This window comes from Erythrobacter sp. GH1-10 (assembly GCF_045363165.1).
Lineage (GTDB): Bacteria > Pseudomonadota > Alphaproteobacteria > Sphingomonadales > Sphingomonadaceae > Erythrobacter.
Window position 1 is genome coordinate 2,514,650 of the sequence record NZ_JBJFLP010000001.1, and the last position, 24,139, is coordinate 2,538,788.

Sequence of the window (24,139 nt, forward strand, 5' to 3'; positions counted from 1 at the left end):
TGCACCGCTGTAACGATCAAACCGGCGATGCATGGCTCTCGCAATCTACGGTCGAGTGGCCTAAACGTGCCGACATAATGGAGATAGCCGACCTTCGCATTGCCCTTTTCAGCGGCAACTACAACTATACCCGCGACGGGGCGAATCAGGCGCTTAACCGCCTGGTCGGCTCTCTGCTCGCACTCGGCGCGAAGGTGCGCGTCTATTCCCCGACGGTTGAAAAACCCGCCTTCGAGCCGACCGGAGACCTGATCGGTGTGCCTTCGATGGGCGTACCGTTCGGGCGCGGAGAATACCGCCTCGCCACCCATCTCGGGCGCAAGGTCAAGCGCGATCTCCAAAAATTCGCGCCGAATCTCATCCACCTTTCCGCGCCCGACTTTGCCGCACACGCGGCGCTGCGCTGGGCGCAGGATCACGACATTCCGGTGCTCGCCTCGGTCCACACGCGGTTCGAAACCTATCCGCGCTATTACAAGCTTGGTTTCATGGAGCCGTTCGTCGTCTGGCTGCTGCGACGATTCTACAATCGCTGCGACGCGCTGGTCGCTCCCTCGCAGAGCATGATCGACGAACTGCTGGCGATGGACATGCACGACGACATCGCGCTTTGGAGCCGCGGGGTCGATCGCGAGATCTTCTCTTCCGAAAAACGCGACATGGAGTGGCGGCGTTCGCTCGGCCTTGCCGATGACGACATCGCGATCGTCTTCCTCGGTCGACTGGTGATGGAAAAGGGGCTCGACGTTTTCGCGGAAACCATCGTGCAACTGAGGAAGCGACAGGTCCCGCACAAGGTGCTGGTGATCGGTGACGGTCCCGCGCGCGGCTGGTTCGAGGACAACCTTCCAGGGGGCATTTTCGCGGGTTTCCAGACCGGTTCCGATCTCGGCCGCGCGACGGCGAGCGGAGACATATTCTTCAATCCTTCGATCACCGAGACTTTCGGCAATGTGACGCTCGAGGCGATGGCCTGCGGTCTGCCGGTCGTGGCCGCCGGCGCGACCGGCGCGGCGAGCCTTGTCGACGATTGGGAAACCGGTCGGCTGGTTCCGCCTGCCAAGGACAAGATCGCGACCGCCGCCGCCTTTGCCGAAGCGATCGAGCCCTACTGCACAAATCACGATCTGCGTGCGCGCCACGGCGCCGCAGGCGAGGCCAAGTCGAAGGAGTATGACTGGGAAGCGATCAACCGGGTGGTCGCCGACACCTATGTCCGACTGGTCGAGGACCGCCGCGCGCTGCAGGAAGCGGAAGCTGCCGAAGCCGCTTCCTCCTGATCACTATCTTAGAACACCCGCCTGTGTCATCCGATGCGAGTAGTAGGCATAGCCTGCAACCGTCACCCAGATGATGATCGTGAAGACGAGGCTGAAAGTGGTGTTGAGTTCCGGCGGCATGTCGGACGTGTAGGTGTAGATCGTCGTCCCCAGCAGGCCGATGAGCGAAACAACGAAGCAGTGGGATGCAAACTTACTCCTGAGCAGGAGCAGCAGGCCGCCCGCGATCGATCCCCAGACGCCTAGCGCCCACATCACATTCGCCCAGAGCGGGAAGTTGCCGTAATAGTCGAGGATGGTCTGCAACGAGACACCGACGCTATCGGCCATCATCTGCAGGTATCCCGCATTTTCGAGCTTGGTCTGGACGTAATCGTTCGCGCCACCCGCAAACCAGATCAGTCCCACGATACCCAGCACCCAGAGGTGCCACGGAGTTTTCGGACGCGACAATGCGTTCACGGCAATCCCTCCCCAATCGGTGCGACCCGATCCGGAGAGGGATACTATGCCTCCATTGCGAATGAGGCAAACGCGTTAACGATGTAGCGCGCTTGCCGCGCTGTTGGCGTCACAATCGCTCGATACGCTTGGCGACCTCGTCGATGATGTCGACGATCTCGTTGATCGTGCCCTGGTCAAGCTTGCCCGCCTTGGCGCGATTCTTGAGCACGGAAGCGAGGTTGCCCATCGCGCGGAACAGGTCGGGCGATTTCTCGCGCACCTTCTCGGCGCGGTCGCCGTGTTCGCCGAGGCGACCCATCAGCTCTTCCACTTCATCGGCGCGCTCGGCGAGTTCGGCCTTGCCCGACTTGGTCGCCTTGAACGGCTTCTTGCCGCCGGTTTCGCCGTCCTCGTCCGCGGATTTCACCTTGGCCGGTTTGATCTGACCTTCTTCCTCGAGCATCTGCAGCGTCGGATACACCGCACCCGGGCTCGGAGCGTAGGCGCCGCCGGTCATGTCCTCGATCGCCTTGATCAGTTCGTACCCGTGGCTCGGTTCGCGCTCGATCAGCGCCAGCAGTGCGAGGCGTAGCTCGCCCTGCGCAAACATGCGGCCACGGCGCTTGCGCCGCGCGCTGCCATCCTGCCAGTTGCGGCCTTTGCGCGAGCGACGTCGGCCGTAATCGCCATCGTCCCACTCGCTTGCCGCCGATGCGGCCATCATCGCGATCATAGGGCCAAGATTGTTCCAGCCGCCGCGACCGTATTTTTGCCATGTCATAGTTCGTCTCCTGATATTTCTTATGTCGCTTAAGATATATCTTGGAGCTATCGATACAAGAGCCGGATGGCATTTTCCGACGAGCGCCTTATCTCGATCCATGAATGACAGATTTGTTCGCAGACGACCCCGTACCCGCAAGCACGGATACCCCGCGCGAGGACGCGCCGCTGGCCGACCGCTTGCGGCCGCGCGCGCTGGCCGAAGTGATCGGGCAGGACCATCTGACCGGGCCAGAAGGCGCGATCGGCCGCATGGTCGCAGCGGGCAAGCTCTCGAGCATGATCCTGTGGGGGCCGCCGGGCACCGGCAAGACCAGCATCGCCCGGTTGCTCGCCGACGAGGTGGGAATGCGGTTCGTCTCGATCAGCGCGGTGTTCTCGGGCGTGGCCGATCTCAAGAAAGCCTTTGCCGAGGCGGACAAGATGGCGCAGGCAGGCCAGCGCACCTTGCTGTTCGTGGACGAGATCCATCGCTTCAACCGCGCGCAGCAGGACGGTTTCCTCCCCTATGTCGAACGCGGAACGGTGACGCTGGTCGGCGCGACCACGGAAAACCCCAGCTTCGCGCTCAACGCCGCGCTGCTCAGCCGCGCGCAGGTGCTGATCCTCAACCGGCTCGATGCTGAGGCGCTCGAGGCGCTGCTGGCCCGCGCGGAGGAACTCGAAGGCGCCCTCCCGCTCACCGAAGGAGCGCGTGCCGCCCTGATCGCCAGCGCAGACGGCGACGGACGGTTCCTGCTCGGCCAGGCAGAAACGCTTTACAACGCCAAGATCGCTGAACCACTCGATCCGGCAGGCCTTGCAAAATTCCTGCAACGCCGCGTGGCAGTCTATGACAAGGACCGAGACGGGCACTACAACCTCATCAGCGCGCTGCACAAATCGCTGCGGGGATCCGATCCGCAGGCTTCGCTCTATTACCTTGCGCGCATGCTGACCGCGGGCGAGGAGCCACTCTACGTGCTGCGCCGCCTCGTCCGGTTCGCGAGCGAGGACATCGGCCTCGCCGATCCGCAGGCGCTCACCCAGTGCCTTGCCGCCAAGGACGCCTACGAGTTCCTCGGCAGCCCCGAGGGCGAACTCGCCATCGTTCAGGCCTGCCTCTACTGCGCTACCGCCCCCAAATCGAACGCCGCCTATGCCGCGCAGAAATCCGCCTTCAAAGCGGCGAAGGAAACCGGCAGCCTGATGCCCCCCGCGAACATTCTCAACGCGCCGACCAAGCTGATGAAAGACATCGGCTACGGCAAAGGCTATGCCTACGATCACGACGCGGAAGGCGGCTTTTCGGGCGACAATTACTGGCCCGAAGAGATGGAACCGCAGGTGTATTACGAGCCGGTCGAACGGGGATTCGAGCGCAAGGTGAGGGAACGGATCGCCTATTGGAACCGGCTGAGGCAAGAACGTGAAACCTGATCGTTTCGACCACTTCGTCGCGATCGACTGGTCGGGTGCGCGCGGGGAGCGGCATCACGGCATCGCCATCGCTATCGCCGAGCGCGAAGGCGGCGCACCGGTGCTGGTCGACCCGCCGCGCGGCGGCTTTTCACGCAATGACGTGCTCCAAATCCTGCGCGACGACCTGCCCGCAAACTCGCTGGTCGGGCTCGATCTCGGCATCAGCCTGCCGTTCAACGATGTCGGCGCGTTCTTTCCGGGATGGGAAGAAAGCCCCAGGAGCGCCAAGCGGCTGTGGGCGCTGATCGACGCAATCTGCGCCGAGGACGAGCACCTCGGTGCGCAAAGCTTTGTCGAGCATCCCGAAGCCTCGCGCTATTTCCGTCATGGCAAGGATCGCGAGGGCGACCGTTTCCTGCTGCCCGGTGCTGTCACCCGCGAAGGGCGATTTCGTGAAGCCGAAGTTGCACAACGCGCGCAGCGCTGCCGCCCGGTGTCCAACTTCAACCTTGTCGGCGCGGCACAGGTCGGGAAGTCCTCGCTCACCGGAATGCGGATGCTCCACCGCCTGCGCGATCACTTGCCCGTGTGGCCGATGGATCCGATCCCCGAAAAGCGGATCAAGCAGGGCGGATCGCTATTGGTTGAAATCTACACCGGCCTCGCCTCGAAAGAGACGGCAGCTCTGGGCGGACGCACCAAACTGCTTACCTACGCCGATCTCAACGCCGCCCTGGCGGTGCTCGATTGCCCGCCGGTCGATCGCACCGGCGAGGTGGACGACCATTCTTCCGACGCTCTGCTCACCGCTGCATGGTTGCGCAAGGTCGCGCCCGAGAAGGAGCGCTGGGAACCGCGTTGCCTGACAGCCGAAATCGCCTACACCGAAGGCTGGACCTTCGGTGCACTCTAGGTCAGGCTCCCGCAGATGAGCGAAGCGCCGACCATCGAATTCCTGTGCGATCCCGAGCTCGAAGGCACGATTCCGGCACCCGAGCGCGCGATCCGTTTCGCGCCCGACTGGTTCCGGGATCTCAAGCCCGAACTGGACATGAAGGACGCGCTCGGCATGCCCGGGATGACAGCCAAGGCGTGTCTGCCGATGACCGACGCGTTCTCCTTGGGCTTCGTCATCCCGCTTCCCTACGACGTTCAGCTGCGTGTCCCGCCGGACGGGATCAACATCGCGATGGGATGGCCGGAAAGCTGCGCGTTCAACCCGATCGAACAGCATCACCCCGCACAGCTCGGAGCGCCCAAACCGCCATTTGCGCAGGTCATGCCGCTCAAGTTCATCAATCCGTGGCGGATCAAGGTGCCGGATGGCTATTCGGTGATGTTTCAGCCGCTCGCGAACCGGCCCGAACTGCCGTTCTACTGCTTCTCCGGCCTCGTCGACTGCGATCGCTTCGCGACGACGATCAACTTTCCCTTCATTTGGACTGGCGGTCCCGGCGATTTCCTGCTGCCCGCAGGCACGCCGATCATCCAGCTGATCCCTGTCCGGCGTGACACACTGGTCAAGCAGCAAGGCGTGCGGGCGTCGACCGAAAAGGAGCTGGAAGAGCAGGAGGCCGCCGCCACCCGCAAATATACCGAGGAATCGACCTACCGGAAGGACTGGCGGGTCAGGAAATAGCGGCCAACCTCAGCGATAAAGGTGCGAGCTGTCGCGGCGTTCCTTGCGATAGCCGGTGGCGCGCAGGTCTTCGAGCATAGCCTCGCGCTTGGGATCCAGCTTTGCCTGGGCCTTGGGCTGCGGCGGAGCAGGGCCGGCGGGATCGCCATGGGTCAACAGGCTGATCGTCTCCATGTTCCGGTCACGGATGAGCCCGGGGATCAGAACGAGATCCGCCAGCAGCCACGGGATCAGGACAAGCCACCCGACGATCGAAATCGCCAAGAGCAGCTGCGCGATACCAGTCTTGGTCGAGCCGGCGTAAAAACGGTGAACGCCGAAGGCACCGAGGAACAGCCACAGCAAATAGGCGATCCCGACCGATTTGCGGTTCGCCTCGAATACCATCTGTTTGTGCATGTCTTCGTTCATAGCCCGTCCCTTTACGCTACCATTCTGGAAAGATCGACAGACGAGTGCAAGGGCGATCCGCGCGGGATCGACCAAGCGCCGATAAGGTTCGGCGAGCATTGGGGAAGGATTGCGTCGCAACCACTTGAGGGCACGCGCGCTTTGCCCTAGAGGGCCGCAGTCCGAGAGCAAGTGTGCCGGCTTAGCTCAGTTGGTAGAGCAGTTGATTTGTAATCATCAGGTCGCGGGTTCGACTCCTGCAGCCGGCACCATCCCGGGAAGATCGCTCCGCCGAGTCGGACTCCCCAATTTCGAACGTCGTCTAAGGATCAGCTCGTCCGTCGGCTGCCTGCGCGAACAACAACGGCGAAATTGCGAGTTCGAGCGGCACGATTCGAAACACGAAGTTTTTCGCGAAACCTCGTCTCGCGAGACCTGGGATGGTGCGTTGAGGGCCCGCACGCCCTCGATGCCGTAGCTATGGCCCGGTCAGCCCGATGGCTTGCATGATCGTCGCCTGCACAAGCATGACGACCAGCCAGTGGAGCGCGGCGGAAAGCACCGCCCGCGTCTTCATCTCGTAGACCATGAAGGTAACCGCCAGCACCGGCAGGACGAAACCGATCCAGATCACGAAAGCACTGCCGAGCGCCATCGTCCACTCACCCGCTTCGGGCGGCGCGAGGATCAGTGCGCCTGCGAGGATCGAGGCCAGCCAGAATTCGGCGATCGCGGCAAGCGCCAGAGCTTGCAGGCCTGGCAACAGGATTGCCGAGACGCGCAGCCACACTATTCCGATCGCCAAGCCGGCGAGCATCGCTGTGGCGATGGGGACGATGTTCTGGAGGATGTAGATCATGCGATCGCTTCTTTCATCGACTACCTAGGTAGGAAGCCGGCCGACAATGAGAAAGGGCCGGCAGCTTGCGCCACCGGCCCTTCCGCTGATTTGCAGTGTGTGTAGCGATCAGAAGCCGATACGCAGAGTCGCACGGCCCGAGTGGCCGCTGTAGCCTTCGTTGAAGTCGCCCTGATAGCCGATCTCGATCGAGAAGTTCTCCGACACATCGATATTCGCTCCGGCGGCGAGCTCGAAGCGATCCTGCTCGCGCAGCGGGAGATCGACGAAGAAGGTCGAAAGCTGGGTCGAGCTCAGGCGGAAGCTGCGGACGGTATCGACGGTGTCATGGATCACAGTGCCCTTGACGAAGGCGTCCACGCCTTCGGACATCTGTGCACCGAGTTCGATGCCGCCGCGCAGCTCGATGAACTCGGCATCGCCGCGCTCGACGGTGAAGCCGAACCCGCCGGCCTCGGTGGTGTCGTCGAACTTGATGTTCGCCGCGTTCACTCCGATGCTCGGCGTCAGCCACACGTTTTCGTCGGGCAGCAAGTCGTAGCCGAGCGTCGCGCGGGCGAAGATGCCGTCGAAATCGAAGCCCGAAGTGATTGGCCCGAGCAAGCCGCTGCGTGCGGTTTCGACATCGCCGGTCAGATAGGCGACTTCGGCGTTGAAGAAGCCACGGTCGAACAGGTCGACTGCGGTGTACAGTCCGAGCTTGATGCTCTCGACCTGCAAGTTCTCGCTCGTGGAATTGGCCGCACCGTCATCGATGTCGATATCGGAATAGCTGGCCAACACGCCGACCTTAGCGCCCTCGGTGACAGCAAAATCGCCACCGATAGTGAAGATCAGCTCATCGGCTTCATAGCCCGAGGCGGAAAGCGAGAGCGCATCCTGCTCGGCACCGCGAATGATGAACTGCCCCCATACCGACGAGCCCTCGCCAGCGAGGTGGCTATCGAGCGCCTGGCTCGACGCGCTCGAGGTTTCGAAGATCTCGCGGCCCGGACCTTCGCTGAGCGAAGGCAGGGCATCGAGCAGGGCGGTCTGGTAGCCTGCCTGGTCGAGAGCATTGAGCGCGGCAAAGTTGCCCGCGCTCAGGCTGCCAGCAACAATCCCGTTCTGGACGGCGTTGCTGATCGCCACGACGTTGGGATCGCCCGAAGTGGTGAGCGGATCGACCAAGCCTATGAGCACCGAGAGCGAACCGACGATCGGTGTGTAATCGATCAGTAGGTCGTCGTCGACCATGTTGATGGTCGCCCCGTTGTCGGTGAAGGTTCCGGTTTCGGTCACGACTGCGACCGTCTGGCCAAGCAGCGCCTCATCAAGCGGCGTCAATACCGTGATGACCGATCCGCTTTCGAAGGTCACATCGCCATCAACCGCAAGCGTATCGACGCCGAGGCCGAAGGTCACGTTGCCATCGAAGATGGTCGTGCCAGTGAGCGAGCGCGCCCCGGAGACCTGCAGGTCGAACAGCGTGCCGAGCGTATTGGTTTCGAACAGCACGAGGTTGTCCGCATCGAGGATGCCGCCGAGTATCGCGGTATCGTTGCCGGCCTGGCCGGCCACAATACCGTTGATCGAGGACATGCTGCCTTCGAGCACGAAAGTGTCGTCGCCTGCAAAGAAATTAATGTCACCAGTCACGCTGGCGCAGCTCCAATGCTGTAATGCATCTACACAATCACCTACGAATGCATCGCCTTAAAGCCCCAAGAACGAGCGGAAATTGCAATACTACTACCAAGCAGTGGCGAAATTTCTTCCAACTGCGACTTGGCCATTGATCAAACCGCCCGCTGCATGGTTGAGGATGAAAGTATCACCACGCGACGGTGCGAGGTTATTCGAAGAAACTATGATTCCGCTGTTATTGATAATCGCATCTCCCCTCGCGAGGACTTCACGTCCCGAGGAGGTAAAGTCGCCCTGGTTGGTCAGTTCGAAGCCATCGGCTCTCGCGATCGCAAAATTGTTGCTGACGGGATCGTGCCACATTTGATCAAACGGATACCGTTACCCGTGCAGATCGTGGCGAAATCCCCCGTAATCGACCTTTGGATCATGATGGCGATGCCGGTCGTCGCCGCATCAACGAAACCGCGCTGTCAGTTTCGGATTCGACTGTGCCGAAATTGAAGAGGGTTAAACCATTTCCGATAAAGGCAATAAGGTGGTCGACGCCGGACGAAATCTTGCCCGCAGCATCGTTCGTGAATTCGAAAGGGCCGTTCGGCCGGACCGAATTTGTGGCGTCAGCTCAGATCAAACCAACCTCGCTTAGTATCAGATCACTAGTTCCGATCACGCCGAATGACCTTTTCCAGCCGATTGAACCGTACCGCTATTGTCGATGATGGCATTCGTGCAGACTCGGACACCCGATGCGTTATCGGCATTGGTCTGGATCAGGCCTGCATTATCGAGCACACGATTGGCCCCGAAGGCGACACCCGGACCAAAGCCTTCGACGATGGCCGAACCGTTCGCGGTGTTGATTAAAGTAATGTTACTTTCGTTCCCACTCGACCGAATATTCCGACGGCATCCGATCAAGCCGTTGTTGATGACGGTTGAAGCAGCGCCTGACTTAACGGCGATGGATACCACTCAAATTGCTGTAATGTTCCCGTATTTGAGGATCTTCGCAAGCCTACCGGAATCGACGACCCCTGCTATTCTCAACGCTCAGAACCAGACTGTCGTTAGCCTAATTCGTGTCGGAAAAAGTATCGAAAACGTCGGCGTCAACCGCTGTCGCAAAAATTCTGTTCCGGGACCTCGTTGACGATCGTCGCCCCGCAACTAAAGACCCGCACGACCTCGCCGGTGCTGTTCTGGATAGAACCGGAATTCGCAATATTAACAGTGTTCGAGCTGCTAATGGGCGCAGTCGGAAAGAGACCAAGTATCGTTTCGATACTATGAGTCGTCAAGCCATCATTCGTCGGGACTCCCTCGACGAAATCGGAGCTGATCCAGCCATCGTTGTTGACGACCCAGCATCGTCCAGCATCAGCGCCGGGTTGTTACCACCTACAATCGATCCGCTGTTTTTTTACGATCGTATTGGTTCTGCCGATTACCGAAACACCGGGCCCAAAACCGGTCGACCCCGCCATGTTGGTACCGTCTTCGATGCGAATTTCTGTGGGGTCTTTCACGGCACCTGATGTTATCGGATCTTTGCCTGCTCGGTCGGAATCCGTGCCTAGTTCGTAGACGATCAAATCGGGCGCGGTTTCAACGCACCGTTCGATATTGAGAAGTCGGGTCGGTTCCAACGGCACTGCCAAAGGTGAGGTGGCGGATTGCGCGACTGCCGGTGCGGCAAGGCCGATGGTCAGAGCGAGCGCGGATGCGCCATCAATCGAGCGGTTCTGACAATGTAGGAACTGTCAACTAAGGGGTCCTTAATCAGGGAATTCGATCATGGATCGAAGGGCCTTAGGCATGAACTGTGCTGCGCCTCTTAGCCGAATGGGCATAAGTAGATGGCAGTCAATCGAAAGACTCTCAAGAATTTATCGGATTTTCCGTGAAATTCCGCTGATAAATCGGTGAGGTGAAAGCCCAAACGGACTATCCGCGCCCGCGATAGGATTGCACGCCCTGATCCGGCAGCCAAAGGCCCTGCGGCGGTTCACCCGTTTGCCAGAAGACGTCGATGGGAATGCCCCCGCGCGGATACCAATATCCTCCGATCCGGAGCCAGCGCGGCTGCATTTCCTCGGCCAGCCGTTGACCGATCCCGACTGTCACATCCTCGTGAAACCCGTTGTGATTGCGGAAACTGCCAAGAAACAGTTTGAGGCTCTTCGATTCCACGATCGTATCTGCCGGTGCGTAATCGATCACGATATGCGCGAAATCGGGCTGGCCGGTCACCGGGCAAAGCGACGTGAACTCGGGCGAGACGAACCGCACGAGATACAGCGCGCCCTTGCGCGGGTTCGGAACATAATCGAGCTGCGCTTCTTCCGGCGAGGCCGGAAGCGGGCTGTTTTTCCCGAGAAAGGCGGGATCGAGTTCGTTTTCGGGTGTGCTTTCCATGCCGCGCTGTTGCCGCGAAAGTGGCCCGGGCGCAAGCGGGGACCTAGACGCGCGCGCAGCGATATCTATGTCGGTGGGATGGCCATCCCCGAAGGCCGCCAGATCGTTTAGCCGGTTAACGCCCCAGACCCGCATGATGCGCGCGCACAAATCTTCACCACCCAATTCCGCCAGCCCGGCGCGGCGAGCAGCCGTGCTTGCAATCCCCGCGAGCCTGACGCTGGCATCTTTCCTCGCCGCCCCTGCTGCATCACAATCGCCTCCGGGCAGTTTCACCCTGCCCGAACCCACGCCGACGCCCTCCTCTGCGCCGCAGGGCCCGGTCGACATTCGCGAAGGCGTGGTGATCGGGCCGCGCACGATCCGCGAACCCACGCCTGCGCCCTCGCCTTCGGTTTCTCCCGCCCCGTCACCCAGCGCCTCGATTGCCCCCGAGCCGACGCTCAGCGAGACGTCTCCTGCAGCTTCGCCGAACCGCAGCGATTCCGCGCGCCCCGATCGGCCCACCGGCTCGGATACCGCGCCGATTGCCGGACGGACACCGCCTCAGACACAAGAAGACGGCTCCGAAGGAGAAAGCGCAGTTGCCGAAGAGGCCAACGATGCGCCCGCACCGGGATTTTCGGATGAAGGCTGGTATTCGACCGATCGGGCGACAGGCGTAGAAAGCGAGGAAGAACGACCTGCGAACACCGGAAATCTGGATGTTATGTCCGGTTCGGATAGCATGTTCGATCTCGCCGACGTGCGCTTCCAGGCGGTGCTCGGCCTCGTTCTCATTTTCCTCGCTTGCCTGGCAGGATGGTTGATCTGGAGAAGGCGAAAGACCCCGATTGCGGCTCCCAAGACAATGGCCGCTCCGACGCTTGCGGCGGGAGTCCGAAGCTCCATGCCCGAACCTCATGAATCCGCCCTGACGAACCCGCCGAAAGGCAACGCCAAGCCGAAGGTCGCTCCCGCCTCGGCCCAGGGGCACAGCAGCGGCGTAGCATCGCCATCGCCAGTTACCGTTGCAATCCAGCTCGATGTGGCGGGCGCGGCGCGCAGCCTGATGATGTTCTCCATCGATTACCGGCTCAGCATTGCCAATCGCTCGGATCAGGCGCTGCGTGACCTGGCGATCAGCGCCCGCCTCGTCTGCGCCCGCGGCGCGGCAGCCAAGGCACCCATGGGCGGCGACGAGCCGCTCGAGCTGGTGGAAAGGATCGGGCCGCATCAGAGTCGCAGCCTTTCGGGCACGCTGCAATTGCCGCTGCGCGAGGTGAACCCGATGCGTCAGGGTGCGACCCCGGTGTTCATTCCGCTGCTCGAAATCCGGATCGAGGCCGCTGGCCGGCCATCGAAGACCTATCGCTATGTGATCGGTGCGCCAAGCGCGGCGAGCGCCTCGCGACTGCACCCGATTGCGCTCGACACGGCGCCGGGCGGCATCGTCGGATTGCGCGCACAGGAGATCAAGGAAGCCCCTGTGCGGCAATCAGCCTGATCGCGGCGCAGACTTGGCGCAGGCGATAGGCCGCGCTACCGCTGCGACCATGAGTGAAAGTTTTCCGAGCCTTGTGTCGACCGAATGGCTTGCTGCGCACCTTGGCGAGCCCCGGCTCGTGGTGCTCGACGCCTCGCACCACCTTCCTGCCGCGAAACGCGATCCGCGCGCCGAATACGAGGGGGCGCATATTCCCGGCGCCCGCTTCCTGGATTTGGCAAGCCTGACCGACGCCTCCTCGCCGGTTCCTGCTGCATTGCCGAATGCAGCACAGCTTGCCGAACGCCTCGCAGGCCTCGGAGTGGGCGTCGCCGATGATATCGTTATCTACGACGACAGCGCGGTGAAAACGTCGGCACGGGCGTGGTTCATGTTGACCGCACAAGGCATCCGCAACGTAGCGATCCTCGACGGCGGCCTCGGCAAATGGCGGGCGGAGGATCGCCCCATGGAAAGCGGTATGCAGGAGTTCGCTTCGACAGCAGCGGCTACCCTGTCGGAATGCAGGAATGTCAGGTTCAAATCCGACATGCTTGTCAATCTCGAAAGCTGCACTGAACAGGTGCTCGATGCACGCGGGGCAGACCGTGTCTATGGTGCCGGGATCGATCCGGTTCACGGCGGCGAGAACGGCCGAATACCGGGTTCGCTAAACCTGCCGTTCGGCGAGGTCTTCGACGCGGATGGCACATACAAATCTCCTGCCGAGTTGCGCGATGTCGTTGTGGCGGCGGGGATCGACCTCGACCGCCCGGTCGTGACCACCTGTGGCAGCGGGGTGACTGCCAGTGTGCTCCTGTTCGCGCTGCACCTGATCGGCAAGCACGACACCGCGCTTTACGACGGCAGCTGGAGCGAATGGGCAGCCGATCCCGATACACCCAAGGCGCAGGGGCCCGAGGAGCCAGCAACAGCATGAGCGGCAAGGACCCGAAAGATCTCCGTCCCGCCACCCGCCTCGCTCTTGGTGGCCGGCGCAAGGAATGGACGGGGCCGGTGGTCAACCCGCCCGTCTGGCGGGCGTCCACGCACCTCTATGCAACCGAGGCGGATCGCAAGGCCGCTGGCAAGGACAATGCCGACGGCGGGTTTTTCTACGGGCGGCGCGGCGCCCCGACGCAGTGGTCGCTCGCCGAAGCGCTGACCCAGATCGAACCGGGCGCGCATGGCACCATGCTTTATCCCAGCGGCGTTGCCGCGATCGCAGGATCCATGCTTGCGGTGCTCCGTCCTGGGGACCGACTGCTGATGGCGGACAACGCCTACGATCCCTCGCGGAGCATGGCGACCGGACTGCTCAAGCGGCTGGGTGTGGAAACGACATTCTTCGACCCGCTCGACATCGACGCCTATCGTGCGCTGTTCGAAGAAAAGGTCCGCGCGGTCTGGCTCGAAAATCCGGGCAGCCTCACGATGGAAGTGTGCGACGTGCCCGCGCTTGCCGGGATCGCGCGTGAACACGGCGCCGTCACCATGATCGACAACACCTGGGCGAGTCCGCTCGGCTTTGCCGCCCTCGACCATGGCTGCGACATCTCGGTTATGAGCCTTTCCAAACATGTCGGCGGCCATTCGGACCTGATGATGGGATCGTCGAGCGCAGGCGAACGCTGGTACCGCGCGCTGCGCCGGACCGCACAGGCACTCGGCCAGGTCGTCTCGCCCGACGACGCCGCGCTTGCCGCGCGTGGCCTGAGGACGATGGGGCTAAGGCTTGAGAAGTCGACCGCAAGCGCCGCGCGCATCGCCGCATGGCTCGGCAAACAACCACAGGTGGCGCAGGTCATGTGCCCGCTTCTGCCTTCCGATCCCGGACATGCGCTGTGGAAGCGAGATTTCACCGGAGGCTGCGGCCTGTTCAGCTTCATGCTCGACAACGACGATCCCGATGCAAGCGGACGTGTCGCCGAAGCGCTTGACCTGTTCGGCATCGGCTACAGCTGGGGCGGCTATGAAAGTCTCGCCCTGCCGATCGTGCCGCATCAGCATCGCACGGTGATGTCTTCCCCTACCTTGCCCGAGGGCGGCTCTGGCGCAAGGCCGGCCATTCGACTATCGATCGGTCTGGAAGACACCGACGACCTTATCGAAGACCTCGCAAGCGCTCTAAAGATGATGGACCCAGAATGAGAATTGCCGCCGTTTCTACGCCAGCCATGGAAGCGTTGCAGGAGGACGCCGAAGCAGCGACACAGGCCGGAGCAGAAGGGGCTGCCACTTCTGCGGACGGTGGAGCGGGTCTCGATGCGGTGCCAACACCGGAACCGACACCCACCCCGACAGAGCCGGTGGAGGCGATCGAAGCGTCCGAAAACCTCGTCGAAGGCGTTGGTGCCCAAAATGAGACCGCGGGTGCGTTCCTCGCATGGATGCGCGACATCTATGTCGAAGTCGGCAATCTCAAGATCACGCTGCTCGACGTATTCCTCGTAATTGCCGTTATCACCCTTGTCATCACGGTCGCATGGACGCTCACCCGCGTCAGCCGCAGCCTGATCAAGCGCATCACCAAGTTCGACAGCACCCAGAAACTGCTTGCCGAGAAGCTCAGCACCATTGTGATCTGGGCGCTGGCCTTCCTCATCGGGATAGATCTGCTCGGCATCGACCTCACCGCGCTTGCTTTCTTCGGCGGTGCTTTTGGCCTCGCGATCGGTTTCGGTCTCCAGAAGACCTTCGGTAACCTCATTTCGGGAATCCTGCTGCTGCTCGACAAGTCGATCAAGCCGGGCGACGTGATTTCGGTCACCGATCAGGCAGGCAACGAAGCGATCGGGCAGATCCGCAAGATCGGCATCCGCGCGATTTCGGTTATCACCCGCGACCAGACCGAGCACCTGATCCCGAACGAAAACCTGATGATCAACCAGGTGGTCAACTGGTCCTACAGCTCTCGCGATGTCCGCGTGAAGGCACCGGTGGGCGTTTCCTACGGCAGCGATCTCGAACTGGTGACCGAGCTGCTTTACAAGGCGGTGGACGACACCCCGCGTATCCAGAAGAGGCCCAAGCCGCGGGTGAACCTGATGGGCTTCGGCGACAGCTCCGTCGATTTCGATGTGCGATTCTGGATCCAGGACCCCGAGGAGGGGATCGCAAACATCCGTTCGGACGTTTACATGCGCATGTGGCAGCTGTTCAAAGAAAACGACATCGAGATCCCGTTCCCGCAGCGCGACCTCAATTTGCGCGCAAACGAGCAGATGGATCGCCTGATCGAAGCGCTGTCCGCCAACGCGACGAAGCAGAGCTAGTCGGCGGCGAAAGCTTTCCTAACCGGGTGCAAACCCATTCTCGCTGGCGATTGTTCTGCGGGTCGATCATTTCGGCTGCATGCGAAATACCGGAACAATCTTTCTTGTCGGCGCGGGTCCGGGCGATCCGGACCTGCTGACGCTGCGCGCGGCGCGGCTTCTGCAATCGGCCGAGATCGTCGTCCATGATGGCCTTGTGAGCCGCGAAATCCTCGCGCTTGCTCCCGCCAGCTGCACATTCATTTCGGTGGCGAAGCAGCGATCGAAACACACGCTGCCGCAGGAAGAGATCAATCTCCTGCTTGTCAGCGAAGCACGGAAGGGCCGTGATGTCATTCGTCTGAAAGGCGGCGATCCGCTGATTTTCGGACGCGGCGGCGAGGAAGCCGAGCTGGCGCGCGCTCATGGCGTGCCCGTAGAGATCGTACCCGGCATTTCGGCTGCGAACGGCGCGGCGGCGGCAGCGCAGATCGCGCTCACCCACCGCGACGCGGCGAGCATCGTCAGCTTCGTCGCCGGCCAGTGCAAGGGGCTCTCCGACCAGGATTGGTCGGGCCTCGCCGGCAAGGGCCGCACGCTCGTGATCTACATGGGCGTGAAGACCGCACCGCAAATCGCCGAGAAGCTTATGGCCGATGGCCTCGCTCCCGAAATGCCGCTCGCGGTGATCGAGAACGCGGCGCGACCGGAGATGCGCGTGGTGCGCGGATTGCTGGCAGGGCTGCCCGACCTCGTCGAGGATCACGCCATCAGGAGCCCCGCTCTCATCGTTATCGGTGACGTGACCAATCGCGAAGACGCTCACGTCGCGCAGCTCGCGATGGAGGCCCGGCCATGAAAATCCTGACCGGAAACGACCTCAAATCGGGCGCAGTCGTGTGGTGGGACGGCACCGAATGGTCGCTCTATGTCGACGATGCGGTCGATGTCGGCGAACAGGCCGAGGAAATCATGGCTCGCGAGGAAGCCGCACGCCGGGTCAACGTTCCTTATGCGCTCGAAGCGTCGCTTGAAGACGACGGAAAAGTTCGTCCGGCCCATATCAAGGACCGCGTGCGGGCTTTGGGTCCGACCGTGCGCCCCGACCTGACGCTCAAGCCCCAAAGCCCCGAAGCGATCGACTGGGTGATCTGATGTACAAATACGACACTTACGACCAGGCCATGGTCGAGGCGCGCGTGGAGGAATTCCGCGATCAGGCGCGTCGGCGGCTCGAAGGCAAGCTGACCGAAGACCAGTTCAAGCCGCTGCGGCTGATGAACGGGCTTTACCTGCAGCTCCACGCCTACATGCTGCGCGTTGCCATTCCCTATGGCACGCTGAACAGCGAGCAGATGATCGCGCTCGGCGATATCGCCGACAAGTACGACCGCGGCTACGGCCACTTCACCACGCGCCAGAACCTGCAATACAACTGGATCAAGCTGGAGGACGCCGCAGATATCCTCGCCGACCTCGCCAAGGTCGAGATGCATGCGATCCAGACCAGCGGGAATTGCATCCGCAACATCTCTTCCGATCATTTCGCCGGCGCGACGCATGACGAGCTTGTCGACCCGCGGCCTTATGCGGAGTTGCTGCGCCAATGGTCGAGCTTCCACCCCGAGTTCACCTACCTGCCGCGCAAGTTCAAGATCTGCGTGATCGCGTCCGAAAAAGACCGCGCGGCGATGCGGCTGCACGATATCGGCATCCAGATCGTCGAGCAGGACGGCGAGATCGGCGCGCGCTTTTTTGTCGGCGGCGGCATGGGCCGCACGCCGATGATTGCACCGATGATCCGCGAGTTCGTCCCACTGGACCAGTTGGTCACTTATGCCGAGGCGTGTCTGCGGGTCTACAATCGCTACGGTCGGCGCGACAACAAGTACAAGGCACGGATCAAGATCCTCGTCCACGAGCTTGGCGCGGGGGAATACACCCGCCAGGTCGAAGAAGAATTCGCGCATCTGCTCGAACAGGGCGTCGAGCCGCCGCGTGAAGAGCTCGAACGTATCAGACCCTTCTTCGCCGATCCCGCGTTCGAAGACGGTCCCAAGTCGCTCGACCGTTCCGATCCCGATTTCGCGCTGTGGGTCGATCGCAACACGCATCGCCACAAGCACGACAGCTATGTCAGCGCCGTGATTTCGCTGAAGCCCGTCGGGGGCATTCCCGGCGACGCGACCGGCGAGCAGATGCGGCTGATGGCGCGGCTCGCCAAGCAATACAGCCTCGACGAACTGCGCGTGATGCACACCCAGAACATCGTCCTGCCGCATGTAAAGATCGCCGACCTCCACGCCCTGTGGACCGAGCTCGAAGCCGCCGGTCTCGGCTCGCCCAACATGGACACGGTCGAGGACATGATCGCCTGTCCGGGGCTCGATTATTGCAGCCTCGCCAATGCCCGCTCGATCCCGCTCGCACAGCGCATATCCGAACGTTTCGATGCCTCCGGCAAGACCGGGAAGCTGGGCGAACTGAAGCTCAAGATTTCAGGCTGCATCAACGCCTGCGGCCACCACCATGCGGGCCATATCGGTATCCTTGGCGTCGACAAGAAGGGCACCGAAAACTACCAGCTATCGCTTGGCGGTTCGGAGGCGGAGGACGTGAGCCTCGCCAAGATTACCGGCCCCGGCTTCACCGAAGACGGCGTGATCGACGCGGTCGAGACCGTCACCGATGTCTACCTTGCTCGGCGCGAAGGAGAAGAGCGGTTTCTAGACACCTATCGCCGCATCGGCATGGAGCCGTTCAAGGAGGCGCTCTATGGCTGATTCCGATCTCGGCACCTCGCCCGATGAAGTCCAATTCCGCTTCCGCGACGACGAGACGGTCGACCATGGCACCGTGACGGTCGATTCCGCGCTCGAGCAGACCAACGCGACGGCAGTGCGGATCGAACCGGGCGACGATGCGCGGCTGCTATTGCCTTCCCTCGATCGCCTTGCACTCGTCGAAGTTAACTTTCCCACCTTCGCCGACGGGCGCGGCTATTCCGCCGCCCGGATCCTGCGCGAGGCCGGATACGAGGGCGAATTGCGCGCGGTCGGCGATGTGTTGGTCGACCAGCTCAGCCACATGCGCCGCTGCGGCTTCGATGCCTTCGCGCCCGACAAGCCGCTCGACGAAGAAGACGCCAGGCGCGCCTTCGCGACATGGGAAGACGTATACCAGAGCGCCGCGGACGCTCGCAAAACCATCGCGGAGCTGCGCCATGAATGAAGTCCGCAAGATCGACCGGATCGACGCATCGCCGCGGTTTTCCGATCACGACGCGGTGCGCCTCAACCGCATGTTCCGTGGCTCCTCGACTCAGGAAATGCTCGAAGCCGTGATCAAGGACAGCCTCGCGGGCGATGTTGCAGTCGTGTCCAGCTTCGGCGCCGAGAGTGTTGTGCTGCTGCACCTCATCGCCGAGGTCGACCCGAATGTGCCGGTGCTGTTTCTCGATACCGGCAAGCATTTCGCAGAGACGCTCAAATACCGCGACGAAGTGGTCGCGCGCCTCGGCCTCACGAACCTGCGCGTCCTTACTCCGGACGAAACCGAACTCGCGACCAAAGACGAAACCGGCTTCCGTTGGTCCTACGATCCGGACGGGTGCTGCGAAATCCGCAAGGTCAAGCCGCTCGCAAAGGCGCTTGCCGGTTTCGATGCCAGCTTCACCGGTCGCAAGGCGTTCCAGTCGCAGTCGCGCGCGAATCTGCCGCGGTTCGAGGTCGACACCTCGGACGAGCACGGTCGTTTGAAGATCAACCCGCTGATCGACTGGTCGGCGCAGGGCATTGCCGATCATTTCGAGCGGCACGATCTCCCGCGACACCCCTTGGTGGCTGAGGGATTCCCTTCGATCGGGTGCGAGCCATGCACGCACAAGGTCGTCGACGGGGAGGACCCGCGCTCGGGCCGGTGGAAAGGCTGGGACAAGACCGAATGCGGCATCCACAAGCCCGGCGAAGAACCGTTCCTTTAACGGTTGGCGGCTGCTTTCAGCCTTGCTCTCATTGCTGCTTCCGTCTCCGCTTCGCGGCGCGCGCCTTTCCCTGACATACCGGGATCGATAAACCTATCCTCGTAAACGATAATTGCCGCCTTGCGCAGGTCCGGCGAAGCGAGGCCGGGGATGAACAGTTGTTCGATATCCACTCTGTGGTCGTGACGCGGATCGATCCGGGTCTTGCCAGCCGTCGCAGGGCGACCATAGCCGGTGTAGGCCATCAACGGCGACCGCGTCCGCGCCTTGACGACATAGCTCATGTCGCTCCATTCGTCGGGCACTGCGCAAAGCTGGCGCACGGCGTACGTGATCGATTCACCTCTGGCATTGGCCCAGGCCTCGAGCACCTTGAACCGGAAATCGTCTAGCCACCACTCACCCGATGCGACCTTGGCCGCGAACGGGCGCGCGTCACGATACGGCGAGCCACCGAAGCGCACGAGAAGCGTTGACGGGGCAATAAGGCGCGGCTTGGGCGCGCGCATGCCGCCGTTCCGACCGCCATTATTCGAGTAGCGATCACCATCGGGGAAATGCGTCAGCCTGCCAAGTTGCTTGCCTCGCGCCATCTGCAAGGTTTCTGGACGGTCGAAATATTCCTGATTGATCGCGCGCATACCGCTCCCTTTCCCCAATGCATTGAGCAGCATAGCAGCACATTATTGCACGCCCGAGTCCTTTGTTCGGATGATCCTCGAAGGACAGGCATTCGATCAATTGCCTCGACGCTCGACGTTCACGCGATATCTCGGTTCAGAAATATCCGCTTGCCAGGACTCGCTCGTGCGCTGCAGCCTCCGCGGATGCGCTACGCCTCCTCCCACCCTGTCGTTCCCAATTCGAAAGCTCGGCTGGCCTTGCTGGCGGGGATCGCAATCATCGTCTGCGCCATGCTGTTCGGGCCGATGCTGTCGCCTCCGGAGTTCAACTGGCAGGCACACAGCACTTCAGAACAGGCCGGTCAGCACATGGACGGCGCATGGATTATGCGGGCAGGCTTCGTCGCCTACGGTCTCGGCGTAGTGATCGCGGCGGCAATGCTCTGGCGCGAGAACCCTTGGGTGAACGGCGCACTATTCTGCTTCGGCGGCGGATTACTGGCAACGGCGATCTGGTCCAACGCTCCGGTCGTCCCGGGCCTCCCAGCGGACATGCATGAAGACTGGCTGCATTCCATTGCCTCGGGGGTCGTCGGGACGGCATTTGCCGCTGCCTGTGCCGCCAGCCTCTTCGCGCCCGGTGCGCACCGGATGCGTTTGCTCGCCGCGCTCGGCTTGGTAATCGCCGTTGCCATCCCGCTGGCAATGAACGGGCTGCCCGAATGGCGCGGGCTCCTACAGCGCGCCATGTTCGCCTACAGCTTCATCTTCGTCTGGAAGAGCCTCGGTCAGCCTTAGAGCCAGCCCTCCCCCTTGTACCATTCGGCGGTCATCTTGAGACCCGACTGCCCGTCCCACACTGCCTGCCACACCGAGATCGGCGGCGCCCTCTTCAGGTCGCAAACCCAGTCGGGATGCAGCATGTAGCCGACCCGGTCGGTTGTCAGCTTGGCCTTGGCGCCGCGGATCAGGCCATCGAGCTTCGCACCGATTTGCATGACCGGGGCCGGGAGCGGCGCGGCAATGGCGTTGGGATTGCCAACCGCTTCCGCGATCATCTTGGCTAGCTCGGAATGCTCATAGCCGAAGGCGTTGTCGTCCCACGGTTCGTAGGTCTGCCTGCTTGTCGCCGGATTGGGCGTTGCCAGCGCAACCAGCAACCGAGCGAGGTCCTCGACATGGATGATCGATGTGCGCCCTCTCGGAGGAACTGGCACAAGACCGAATTTGGCCGCGCGAAACAGCTCGAAAATGTCGGTGTCCCGCGGCCCATAAACCGCCGGGGGCCGCACTATCGTCCAGTCGAGTCCCGAAGCTTCGACCAGTTCCTCGGCCCGCGCCTTGGACGCGCCATAGGCCGACAGGTCCGGCTCGCGCGCCGAAAGTGAAGAGACGAACACGAAACGGTCGACACCCGCAGCCTTGGCTGCGGCGATCACGTTGGCCGTTCCCGTGACGTTGGCGGCCTCGAAGCGTTCGGGATTAGGCGTGCTGGTTAGGCCTGCGACATGGATCAGCGCGTCGCTGCCTTCGACAAGCTTGCCGAGCGAAACCGCATCGTCGAGCGCGCCGCGCATCCAGGTCAGCCGCTTTTCGTCGGTCTGGTTGCGACGGGTGAGCGCGCGGACGTCAAAGCCCTTTTGCCGGGCCGTGTCGAGCACCGCGCTGCCGACAAAGCCTGTCGCCCCGGTGATCGCGACCCGTACCATGGCGTCAGAGCATGACCATCTGGTCGCGATGGATCACCGCAGAGCGGGGCACATGGCCCAGCGTATGCGCCACTTCCTCGCTTCTCAGGCCCATGATCTTCTCGCATTCGGCCTTGTCGTACTCGACCATCCCTTTGGCGATCATGCGTCCCTGGGCATCCTCGACCGCGATGACGTCGCCGCGCTCGAACTTGCCGAATACCGCCACGACCCCGGCCGCGAGCAGGCTGTTGCCATTCTGGAGCGCCCGTGCCGCGCCGTCATCGACCCGCAGCGAACCGTTGAAGCGCATTCTTCCGCCGATCCACGATTTGAACGCGTTGTCGTCCCGCTTGGGAAGAAACACCGTGCCCAGATTGGCGCTGAGCGCGCGGCCAATGGGGTAATCTTCGACCCCCCGGATAATCGCGAGCGCAATCCCGGCGCGTTCGGCGATTTCGGCTGCCAGCAGCTTGGACGACATGCCGCCCGAACCCATGCCGGAGCCCGATCCGCCGGTCGCCATCGCATGGATTTCCGGCGTGACGCCGCGGATTTCGGTCAGCAGCTCCGCACCCGGTTCCTCGGGATGCTTGTTGTAGAGTCCGTCGACATCGGTGAGCAGCAGCACACCATCGGAATCGGTCGCCTGCGCGACACGCGCGGCGAGCCTGTCATTATCGCCGAAGCGCAATTCGTGGGTCGCGGTCGTATCATTCTCGTTGATGATCGGTACCGCGCCGCGCTTGAGCAATTCGCGCAAGGTCTCGCGGGCATTGAGGTAGCGTCCACGGTTCTCAAGGTCGTCGAGCGTGAGCAGCACCTGACCTGCCTTGAGGTTGTGCTCGGCGAACATTTGCGCCCAGGTCGATGCGAGAAACACCTGCCCGACCGACGCCGCAGCCTGTGCATGCGCAAGCGTTTCACGCCCGCCGCCCGGCAGTTCGAGCATCGCCGCGCCGAGCGCGACCGATCCCGAGGCCACCACAATGACTTCCTGCCCACGCTCGCGCGCACCCGCGACCTCGTGCGCCACGGTGCGCAGCCAGTCGAAGCGCGGCTCGCCATCGCGATGGATCAGCAGAGCCGATCCGATCTTGATGACCAGCCGGGGACATTTGTCGACGTCGCGGAAATCGAGAAGGGTTTCTATCGTCATGTTGCAGTGCACCTAAGACGTTTCGGTGCCACTTTAAAGTGATTGGTCAGATCGGTGACCACTCGCCGTCCCCCTCGTCGGTCTCTTCGACCTCGGCGGCGTTGGTTTCGGTCGCCGTGCGGTCAGGAAGATAACCCAGCACGGCGTCCATAAGTTCCTCGATCCCTTCTCCGGTCGCGCCGGAGACGGTGAAAACCTTATCCGCTCCCCCGGCGATGAGTTCTTCGGCGAAGGCCTTGCCCAATTCCTCGTCGGCGAGATCGAGCTTGTTGAGCGCGATCAGCTGCGGCTTGTCCTCGAGTCCCGCGCCATAGGCCGCCAGCTCGTCCTGGACGATCCGCATCGCTTCGGCGGGATCGTCACCGGCGATGTCGATCAGGTGGATCAGCACCCGGCAGCGCTCAATGTGGCCGAGAAAGCGATCGCCGATCCCGGCCCCGTCTGCGGCCCCTTCGATCAGGCCCGGAATGTCGGCGATCACGAATTCGCGCCCCTTGTGGCGCACCACGCCGAGCTTGGGAATGAGTGTGGTGAAGGCGTAATGCCCGACTTTCGCCCGCGCGTTCGTCACCGCGTTGATGAAGGTCGATTTGCCGGCGTTCGGCAGGCCGACGAGGCCGACATCGGCGAGCAGCTTGAGCCGCAGCCAGACCCACATCTCTTCGCCCGGCTCACCGGGCTGGTGCTGCCTGGGTGCACGGTTGGTCGCGCTCTTGTAGGATGCATTGCCACGCCCGCCCATTCCTCCTTCGAGGAACGTCACGCGTTGCCCCACCTCGGTGAAATCGGCGAGGACCTCCTCCCTGTCCTCGGAAAGGACCTGCGTCCCGACCGGCACCTTGATCACAAGATCGGGCGCAGCGGCGCCCGTCCGGTCCTTGCCTTGCCCGTGATTTCCACGCTTCGCCTTGAAATGCTGGGCGTAGCGAAAGTCGATCAGGGTGTTGAGGCCCGGCACGGCCTCAAAGATGATATCGCCACCCTTGCCGCCATTGCCGCCGTCCGGACCGCCATATTCGATATATTTCTCGCGCCGGAACGAGACCGCGCCGGGGCCGCCCGCACCCGATTTGAGATAGATTTTGGCCTGATCGAGGAAGTGCATGGGATGCACCTATGCACTTCCTC

General features: G+C 62.3%; 27 protein-coding genes and 1 tRNA gene. 17 read left to right on the forward strand and 11 right to left on the reverse strand.

The window, feature by feature from the left end; translation table 11 throughout:
* Positions 1-77 precede the first annotated feature (77 nt).
* Positions 78-1,280 carry a glycosyltransferase family 4 protein gene (locus ACI5KX_RS12460; protein WP_406810981.1) on the forward strand — a complete coding sequence of 401 codons (1,203 nt, stop codon included), beginning with the start codon at positions 78-80 and terminating at the stop codon, positions 1,278-1,280.
* A 3-nt stretch (positions 1,281-1,283) separates the two neighbouring features.
* On the opposite strand, the gene ACI5KX_RS12465 is transcribed toward ACI5KX_RS12460, so the two are convergent.
* Together ACI5KX_RS12465 and ACI5KX_RS12470 are read right to left on the reverse strand one after the other, a co-directional pair.
* Complete coding sequence (locus ACI5KX_RS12465) at positions 1,284-1,742, reverse strand: hypothetical protein (RefSeq protein ID WP_406810982.1); 459 nt, start codon at positions 1,740-1,742, stop codon at positions 1,284-1,286.
* Between the two features lie 109 nt (positions 1,743-1,851).
* Positions 1,852-2,505, reverse strand: a complete 654-nt coding sequence (locus tag ACI5KX_RS12470) for a PadR family transcriptional regulator (RefSeq protein ID WP_406810983.1) — start codon at positions 2,503-2,505, stop codon at positions 1,852-1,854.
* 104 nt (positions 2,506-2,609) lie between these two features.
* Here ACI5KX_RS12470 and ACI5KX_RS12475 point away from each other — a divergent pair, with 104 nt between their 5' ends.
* Genes ACI5KX_RS12475 through ACI5KX_RS12485 form a run of 3 tightly spaced genes read left to right on the forward strand, consistent with a single transcriptional unit; the run spans position 2,610 to position 5,547 of the window.
* Complete coding sequence (locus ACI5KX_RS12475; protein ID WP_406810984.1) at positions 2,610-3,926, forward strand: replication-associated recombination protein A; 1,317 nt, start codon at positions 2,610-2,612, stop codon at positions 3,924-3,926.
* The gene (locus tag ACI5KX_RS12480) at positions 3,916-4,821 is read left to right on the forward strand and encodes a hypothetical protein (protein WP_406810985.1); all 906 of its coding nucleotides are present in this window, start codon (positions 3,916-3,918) and stop codon (positions 4,819-4,821) included. Before ACI5KX_RS12475 ends, ACI5KX_RS12480 begins: the two co-directional genes overlap by 11 nt.
* Positions 4,822-4,836: 15 nt before the next feature.
* On the forward strand, positions 4,837-5,547 hold the full coding sequence (locus ACI5KX_RS12485; RefSeq protein ID WP_406810986.1) for a hypothetical protein: 711 nt from the start codon (positions 4,837-4,839) through the stop codon (positions 5,545-5,547).
* 9 nt (positions 5,548-5,556) lie between these two features.
* Here ACI5KX_RS12485 and ACI5KX_RS12490 read toward each other — a convergent pair whose 3' ends face one another.
* On the reverse strand, positions 5,557-5,958 hold the full coding sequence (locus tag ACI5KX_RS12490) for a TM2 domain-containing protein (protein WP_406810987.1): 402 nt from the start codon (positions 5,956-5,958) through the stop codon (positions 5,557-5,559).
* A gap of 175 nt (positions 5,959-6,133) precedes the next feature.
* Here ACI5KX_RS12490 and ACI5KX_RS12495 point away from each other — a divergent pair.
* Positions 6,134-6,209 (forward strand) — tRNA-Thr (locus tag ACI5KX_RS12495).
* A gap of 206 nt (positions 6,210-6,415) precedes the next feature.
* Here the strand turns inward: ACI5KX_RS12495 and ACI5KX_RS12500 are convergent.
* Both ACI5KX_RS12500 and ACI5KX_RS12505 read right to left on the reverse strand, forming a co-directional pair.
* Positions 6,416-6,796: a hypothetical protein gene (locus tag ACI5KX_RS12500; RefSeq protein WP_406810988.1), complete on the reverse strand. Its 381-nt coding sequence runs from the start codon at positions 6,794-6,796 to the stop codon at positions 6,416-6,418.
* Positions 6,797-6,904: 108 nt separating this feature from the next.
* Entirely contained in the window at positions 6,905-8,434 is a 1,530-nt protein-coding gene (locus ACI5KX_RS12505; RefSeq protein WP_406810989.1) for an autotransporter outer membrane beta-barrel domain-containing protein, read from the reverse strand.
* Positions 8,435-8,563: 129 nt separating this feature from the next.
* Here ACI5KX_RS12505 and ACI5KX_RS12510 point away from each other — a divergent pair, with 129 nt between their 5' ends.
* Complete coding sequence (locus ACI5KX_RS12510) at positions 8,564-8,926, forward strand: hypothetical protein (protein ID WP_406810990.1); 363 nt, start codon at positions 8,564-8,566, stop codon at positions 8,924-8,926.
* A gap of 165 nt (positions 8,927-9,091) precedes the next feature.
* Here the strand turns inward: ACI5KX_RS12510 and ACI5KX_RS12515 are convergent, their stop codons facing one another.
* A complete protein-coding gene (locus ACI5KX_RS12515) occupies positions 9,092-9,397 on the reverse strand; it encodes a hypothetical protein (RefSeq protein ID WP_406810991.1) in 306 nt (101 codons plus the stop codon).
* Between the two features lie 107 nt (positions 9,398-9,504).
* On the opposite strand from ACI5KX_RS12515, the gene ACI5KX_RS12520 reads away from it, so the two are divergent.
* Positions 9,505-9,960, forward strand: a complete 456-nt coding sequence (locus ACI5KX_RS12520) for a hypothetical protein (RefSeq protein WP_406810992.1) — start codon at positions 9,505-9,507, stop codon at positions 9,958-9,960.
* A 409-nt stretch (positions 9,961-10,369) separates the two neighbouring features.
* On the opposite strand, the gene queF is transcribed toward ACI5KX_RS12520, so the two are convergent.
* Positions 10,370-10,840 carry a preQ(1) synthase gene (gene queF / locus ACI5KX_RS12525; RefSeq protein WP_406810993.1) on the reverse strand — a complete coding sequence of 157 codons (471 nt, stop codon included), beginning with the start codon at positions 10,838-10,840 and terminating at the stop codon, positions 10,370-10,372.
* A 193-nt stretch (positions 10,841-11,033) separates the two neighbouring features.
* On the opposite strand from queF, the gene ACI5KX_RS12530 reads away from it, so the two are divergent.
* The 9 genes from ACI5KX_RS12530 (at position 11,034) to ACI5KX_RS12570 (ending at position 19,541) form a co-directional block, all read left to right on the forward strand.
* The gene (locus tag ACI5KX_RS12530; RefSeq protein WP_406810994.1) at positions 11,034-12,326 is read left to right on the forward strand and encodes a hypothetical protein; all 1,293 of its coding nucleotides are present in this window, start codon (positions 11,034-11,036) and stop codon (positions 12,324-12,326) included.
* A gap of 49 nt (positions 12,327-12,375) precedes the next feature.
* Positions 12,376-13,245, forward strand: a complete 870-nt coding sequence (locus ACI5KX_RS12535) for a sulfurtransferase (protein ID WP_406810995.1) — start codon at positions 12,376-12,378, stop codon at positions 13,243-13,245.
* Positions 13,242-14,456 (forward strand): cystathionine beta-lyase, encoded by a 1,215-nt coding sequence (metC, locus tag ACI5KX_RS12540; protein WP_406810996.1) that lies wholly within the window; start codon positions 13,242-13,244, stop codon positions 14,454-14,456. Before ACI5KX_RS12535 ends, metC begins: the two co-directional genes overlap by 4 nt.
* Positions 14,453-15,580, forward strand: coding sequence for a mechanosensitive ion channel family protein (locus tag ACI5KX_RS12545; RefSeq protein WP_406810997.1), 1,128 nt, complete (start codon positions 14,453-14,455; stop codon positions 15,578-15,580). Before metC ends, ACI5KX_RS12545 begins: the two co-directional genes overlap by 4 nt.
* A 79-nt stretch (positions 15,581-15,659) precedes the next feature.
* Positions 15,660-16,418 carry a uroporphyrinogen-III C-methyltransferase gene (cobA, locus tag ACI5KX_RS12550; RefSeq protein ID WP_406810998.1) on the forward strand — a complete coding sequence of 253 codons (759 nt, stop codon included), beginning with the start codon at positions 15,660-15,662 and terminating at the stop codon, positions 16,416-16,418.
* The gene (locus ACI5KX_RS12555; protein ID WP_406810999.1) at positions 16,415-16,714 is read left to right on the forward strand and encodes a DUF2849 domain-containing protein; all 300 of its coding nucleotides are present in this window, start codon (positions 16,415-16,417) and stop codon (positions 16,712-16,714) included. The genes cobA and ACI5KX_RS12555 overlap by 4 nt, the downstream gene beginning before the upstream one ends.
* Positions 16,714-18,342, forward strand: coding sequence for a nitrite/sulfite reductase (locus ACI5KX_RS12560; RefSeq protein ID WP_406811000.1), 1,629 nt, complete (start codon positions 16,714-16,716; stop codon positions 18,340-18,342). Before ACI5KX_RS12555 ends, ACI5KX_RS12560 begins: the two co-directional genes overlap by 1 nt.
* Entirely contained in the window at positions 18,335-18,790 is a 456-nt protein-coding gene (locus ACI5KX_RS12565) for a DUF934 domain-containing protein (protein ID WP_406811001.1), read from the forward strand. Before ACI5KX_RS12560 ends, ACI5KX_RS12565 begins: the two co-directional genes overlap by 8 nt.
* Positions 18,783-19,541 carry a phosphoadenylyl-sulfate reductase gene (locus ACI5KX_RS12570; RefSeq protein WP_406811002.1) on the forward strand — a complete coding sequence of 253 codons (759 nt, stop codon included), beginning with the start codon at positions 18,783-18,785 and terminating at the stop codon, positions 19,539-19,541. Before ACI5KX_RS12565 ends, ACI5KX_RS12570 begins: the two co-directional genes overlap by 8 nt.
* On the opposite strand, the gene ACI5KX_RS12575 is transcribed toward ACI5KX_RS12570, so the two are convergent.
* The gene (locus ACI5KX_RS12575) at positions 19,538-20,182 is read right to left on the reverse strand and encodes a hypothetical protein (RefSeq protein ID WP_406811003.1); all 645 of its coding nucleotides are present in this window, start codon (positions 20,180-20,182) and stop codon (positions 19,538-19,540) included. The two genes, ACI5KX_RS12570 and ACI5KX_RS12575, sit on opposite strands and share 4 nt — an antisense overlap.
* Positions 20,183-20,368: 186 nt before the next feature.
* Between ACI5KX_RS12575 and ACI5KX_RS12580 the strand changes: the two genes are divergently transcribed.
* Positions 20,369-20,962, forward strand: a complete 594-nt coding sequence (locus ACI5KX_RS12580) for a DUF998 domain-containing protein (protein ID WP_406811004.1) — start codon at positions 20,369-20,371, stop codon at positions 20,960-20,962.
* On the opposite strand, the gene ACI5KX_RS12585 is transcribed toward ACI5KX_RS12580, so the two are convergent.
* From ACI5KX_RS12585 to obgE, 3 genes are read right to left on the reverse strand one after another with little or no spacing between them, the layout of a single operon-like run.
* Positions 20,959-21,873 (reverse strand): NAD-dependent epimerase/dehydratase family protein, encoded by a 915-nt coding sequence (locus ACI5KX_RS12585; RefSeq protein ID WP_406811005.1) that lies wholly within the window; start codon positions 21,871-21,873, stop codon positions 20,959-20,961. The genes ACI5KX_RS12580 and ACI5KX_RS12585 overlap by 4 nt on opposite strands.
* 4 nt (positions 21,874-21,877) lie before the next feature.
* Positions 21,878-23,011 carry a glutamate 5-kinase gene (gene proB, locus ACI5KX_RS12590; RefSeq protein WP_406811006.1) on the reverse strand — a complete coding sequence of 378 codons (1,134 nt, stop codon included), beginning with the start codon at positions 23,009-23,011 and terminating at the stop codon, positions 21,878-21,880.
* A gap of 46 nt (positions 23,012-23,057) precedes the next feature.
* Positions 23,058-24,116: a GTPase ObgE gene (gene obgE, locus ACI5KX_RS12595; RefSeq protein ID WP_406811007.1), complete on the reverse strand. Its 1,059-nt coding sequence runs from the start codon at positions 24,114-24,116 to the stop codon at positions 23,058-23,060.
* Positions 24,117-24,139: the final 23 nt, after the last annotated feature.

Bases quoted from the DNA above. Each gene is read 5' to 3' on its own strand.
- ACI5KX_RS12560 (WP_406811000.1), top strand. From the start codon at position 16,714: ATGTACAAATACGACACTTACGACCAGGCCATGGTCGAGGCGCGCGTG.
- ACI5KX_RS12580 (WP_406811004.1), top strand. From the start codon at position 20,369: ATGCGCTACGCCTCCTCCCACCCTGTCGTTCCCAATTCGAAAGCTCGG.
- ACI5KX_RS12555 (WP_406810999.1), top strand. From the start codon at position 16,415: ATGAAAATCCTGACCGGAAACGACCTCAAATCGGGCGCAGTCGTGTGG.
- ACI5KX_RS12470 (WP_406810983.1), bottom strand. From the start codon at position 2,505: ATGACATGGCAAAAATACGGTCGCGGCGGCTGGAACAATCTTGGCCCT.
- ACI5KX_RS12585 (WP_406811005.1), bottom strand. From the start codon at position 21,873: ATGGTACGGGTCGCGATCACCGGGGCGACAGGCTTTGTCGGCAGCGCG.
- metC (WP_406810996.1), top strand. From the start codon at position 13,242: ATGAGCGGCAAGGACCCGAAAGATCTCCGTCCCGCCACCCGCCTCGCT.
- ACI5KX_RS12460 (WP_406810981.1), top strand. From the start codon at position 78: ATGGAGATAGCCGACCTTCGCATTGCCCTTTTCAGCGGCAACTACAAC.
- ACI5KX_RS12535 (WP_406810995.1), top strand. From the start codon at position 12,376: ATGAGTGAAAGTTTTCCGAGCCTTGTGTCGACCGAATGGCTTGCTGCG.
- ACI5KX_RS12575 (WP_406811003.1), bottom strand. From the start codon at position 20,182: ATGCGCGCGATCAATCAGGAATATTTCGACCGTCCAGAAACCTTGCAG.
- ACI5KX_RS12570 (WP_406811002.1), top strand. From the start codon at position 18,783: ATGAATGAAGTCCGCAAGATCGACCGGATCGACGCATCGCCGCGGTTT.
- proB (WP_406811006.1), bottom strand. From the start codon at position 23,011: ATGACGATAGAAACCCTTCTCGATTTCCGCGACGTCGACAAATGTCCC.
- ACI5KX_RS12485 (WP_406810986.1), top strand. From the start codon at position 4,837: ATGAGCGAAGCGCCGACCATCGAATTCCTGTGCGATCCCGAGCTCGAA.
- ACI5KX_RS12545 (WP_406810997.1), top strand. From the start codon at position 14,453: ATGAGAATTGCCGCCGTTTCTACGCCAGCCATGGAAGCGTTGCAGGAG.
- obgE (WP_406811007.1), bottom strand. From the start codon at position 24,116: ATGCACTTCCTCGATCAGGCCAAAATCTATCTCAAATCGGGTGCGGGC.
- ACI5KX_RS12565 (WP_406811001.1), top strand. From the start codon at position 18,335: ATGGCTGATTCCGATCTCGGCACCTCGCCCGATGAAGTCCAATTCCGC.
- ACI5KX_RS12500 (WP_406810988.1), bottom strand. From the start codon at position 6,796: ATGATCTACATCCTCCAGAACATCGTCCCCATCGCCACAGCGATGCTC.
- queF (WP_406810993.1), bottom strand. From the start codon at position 10,840: ATGGAAAGCACACCCGAAAACGAACTCGATCCCGCCTTTCTCGGGAAA.
- ACI5KX_RS12475 (WP_406810984.1), top strand. From the start codon at position 2,610: ATGACAGATTTGTTCGCAGACGACCCCGTACCCGCAAGCACGGATACC.
- ACI5KX_RS12490 (WP_406810987.1), bottom strand. From the start codon at position 5,958: ATGAACGAAGACATGCACAAACAGATGGTATTCGAGGCGAACCGCAAA.
- cobA (WP_406810998.1), top strand. From the start codon at position 15,660: ATGCGAAATACCGGAACAATCTTTCTTGTCGGCGCGGGTCCGGGCGAT.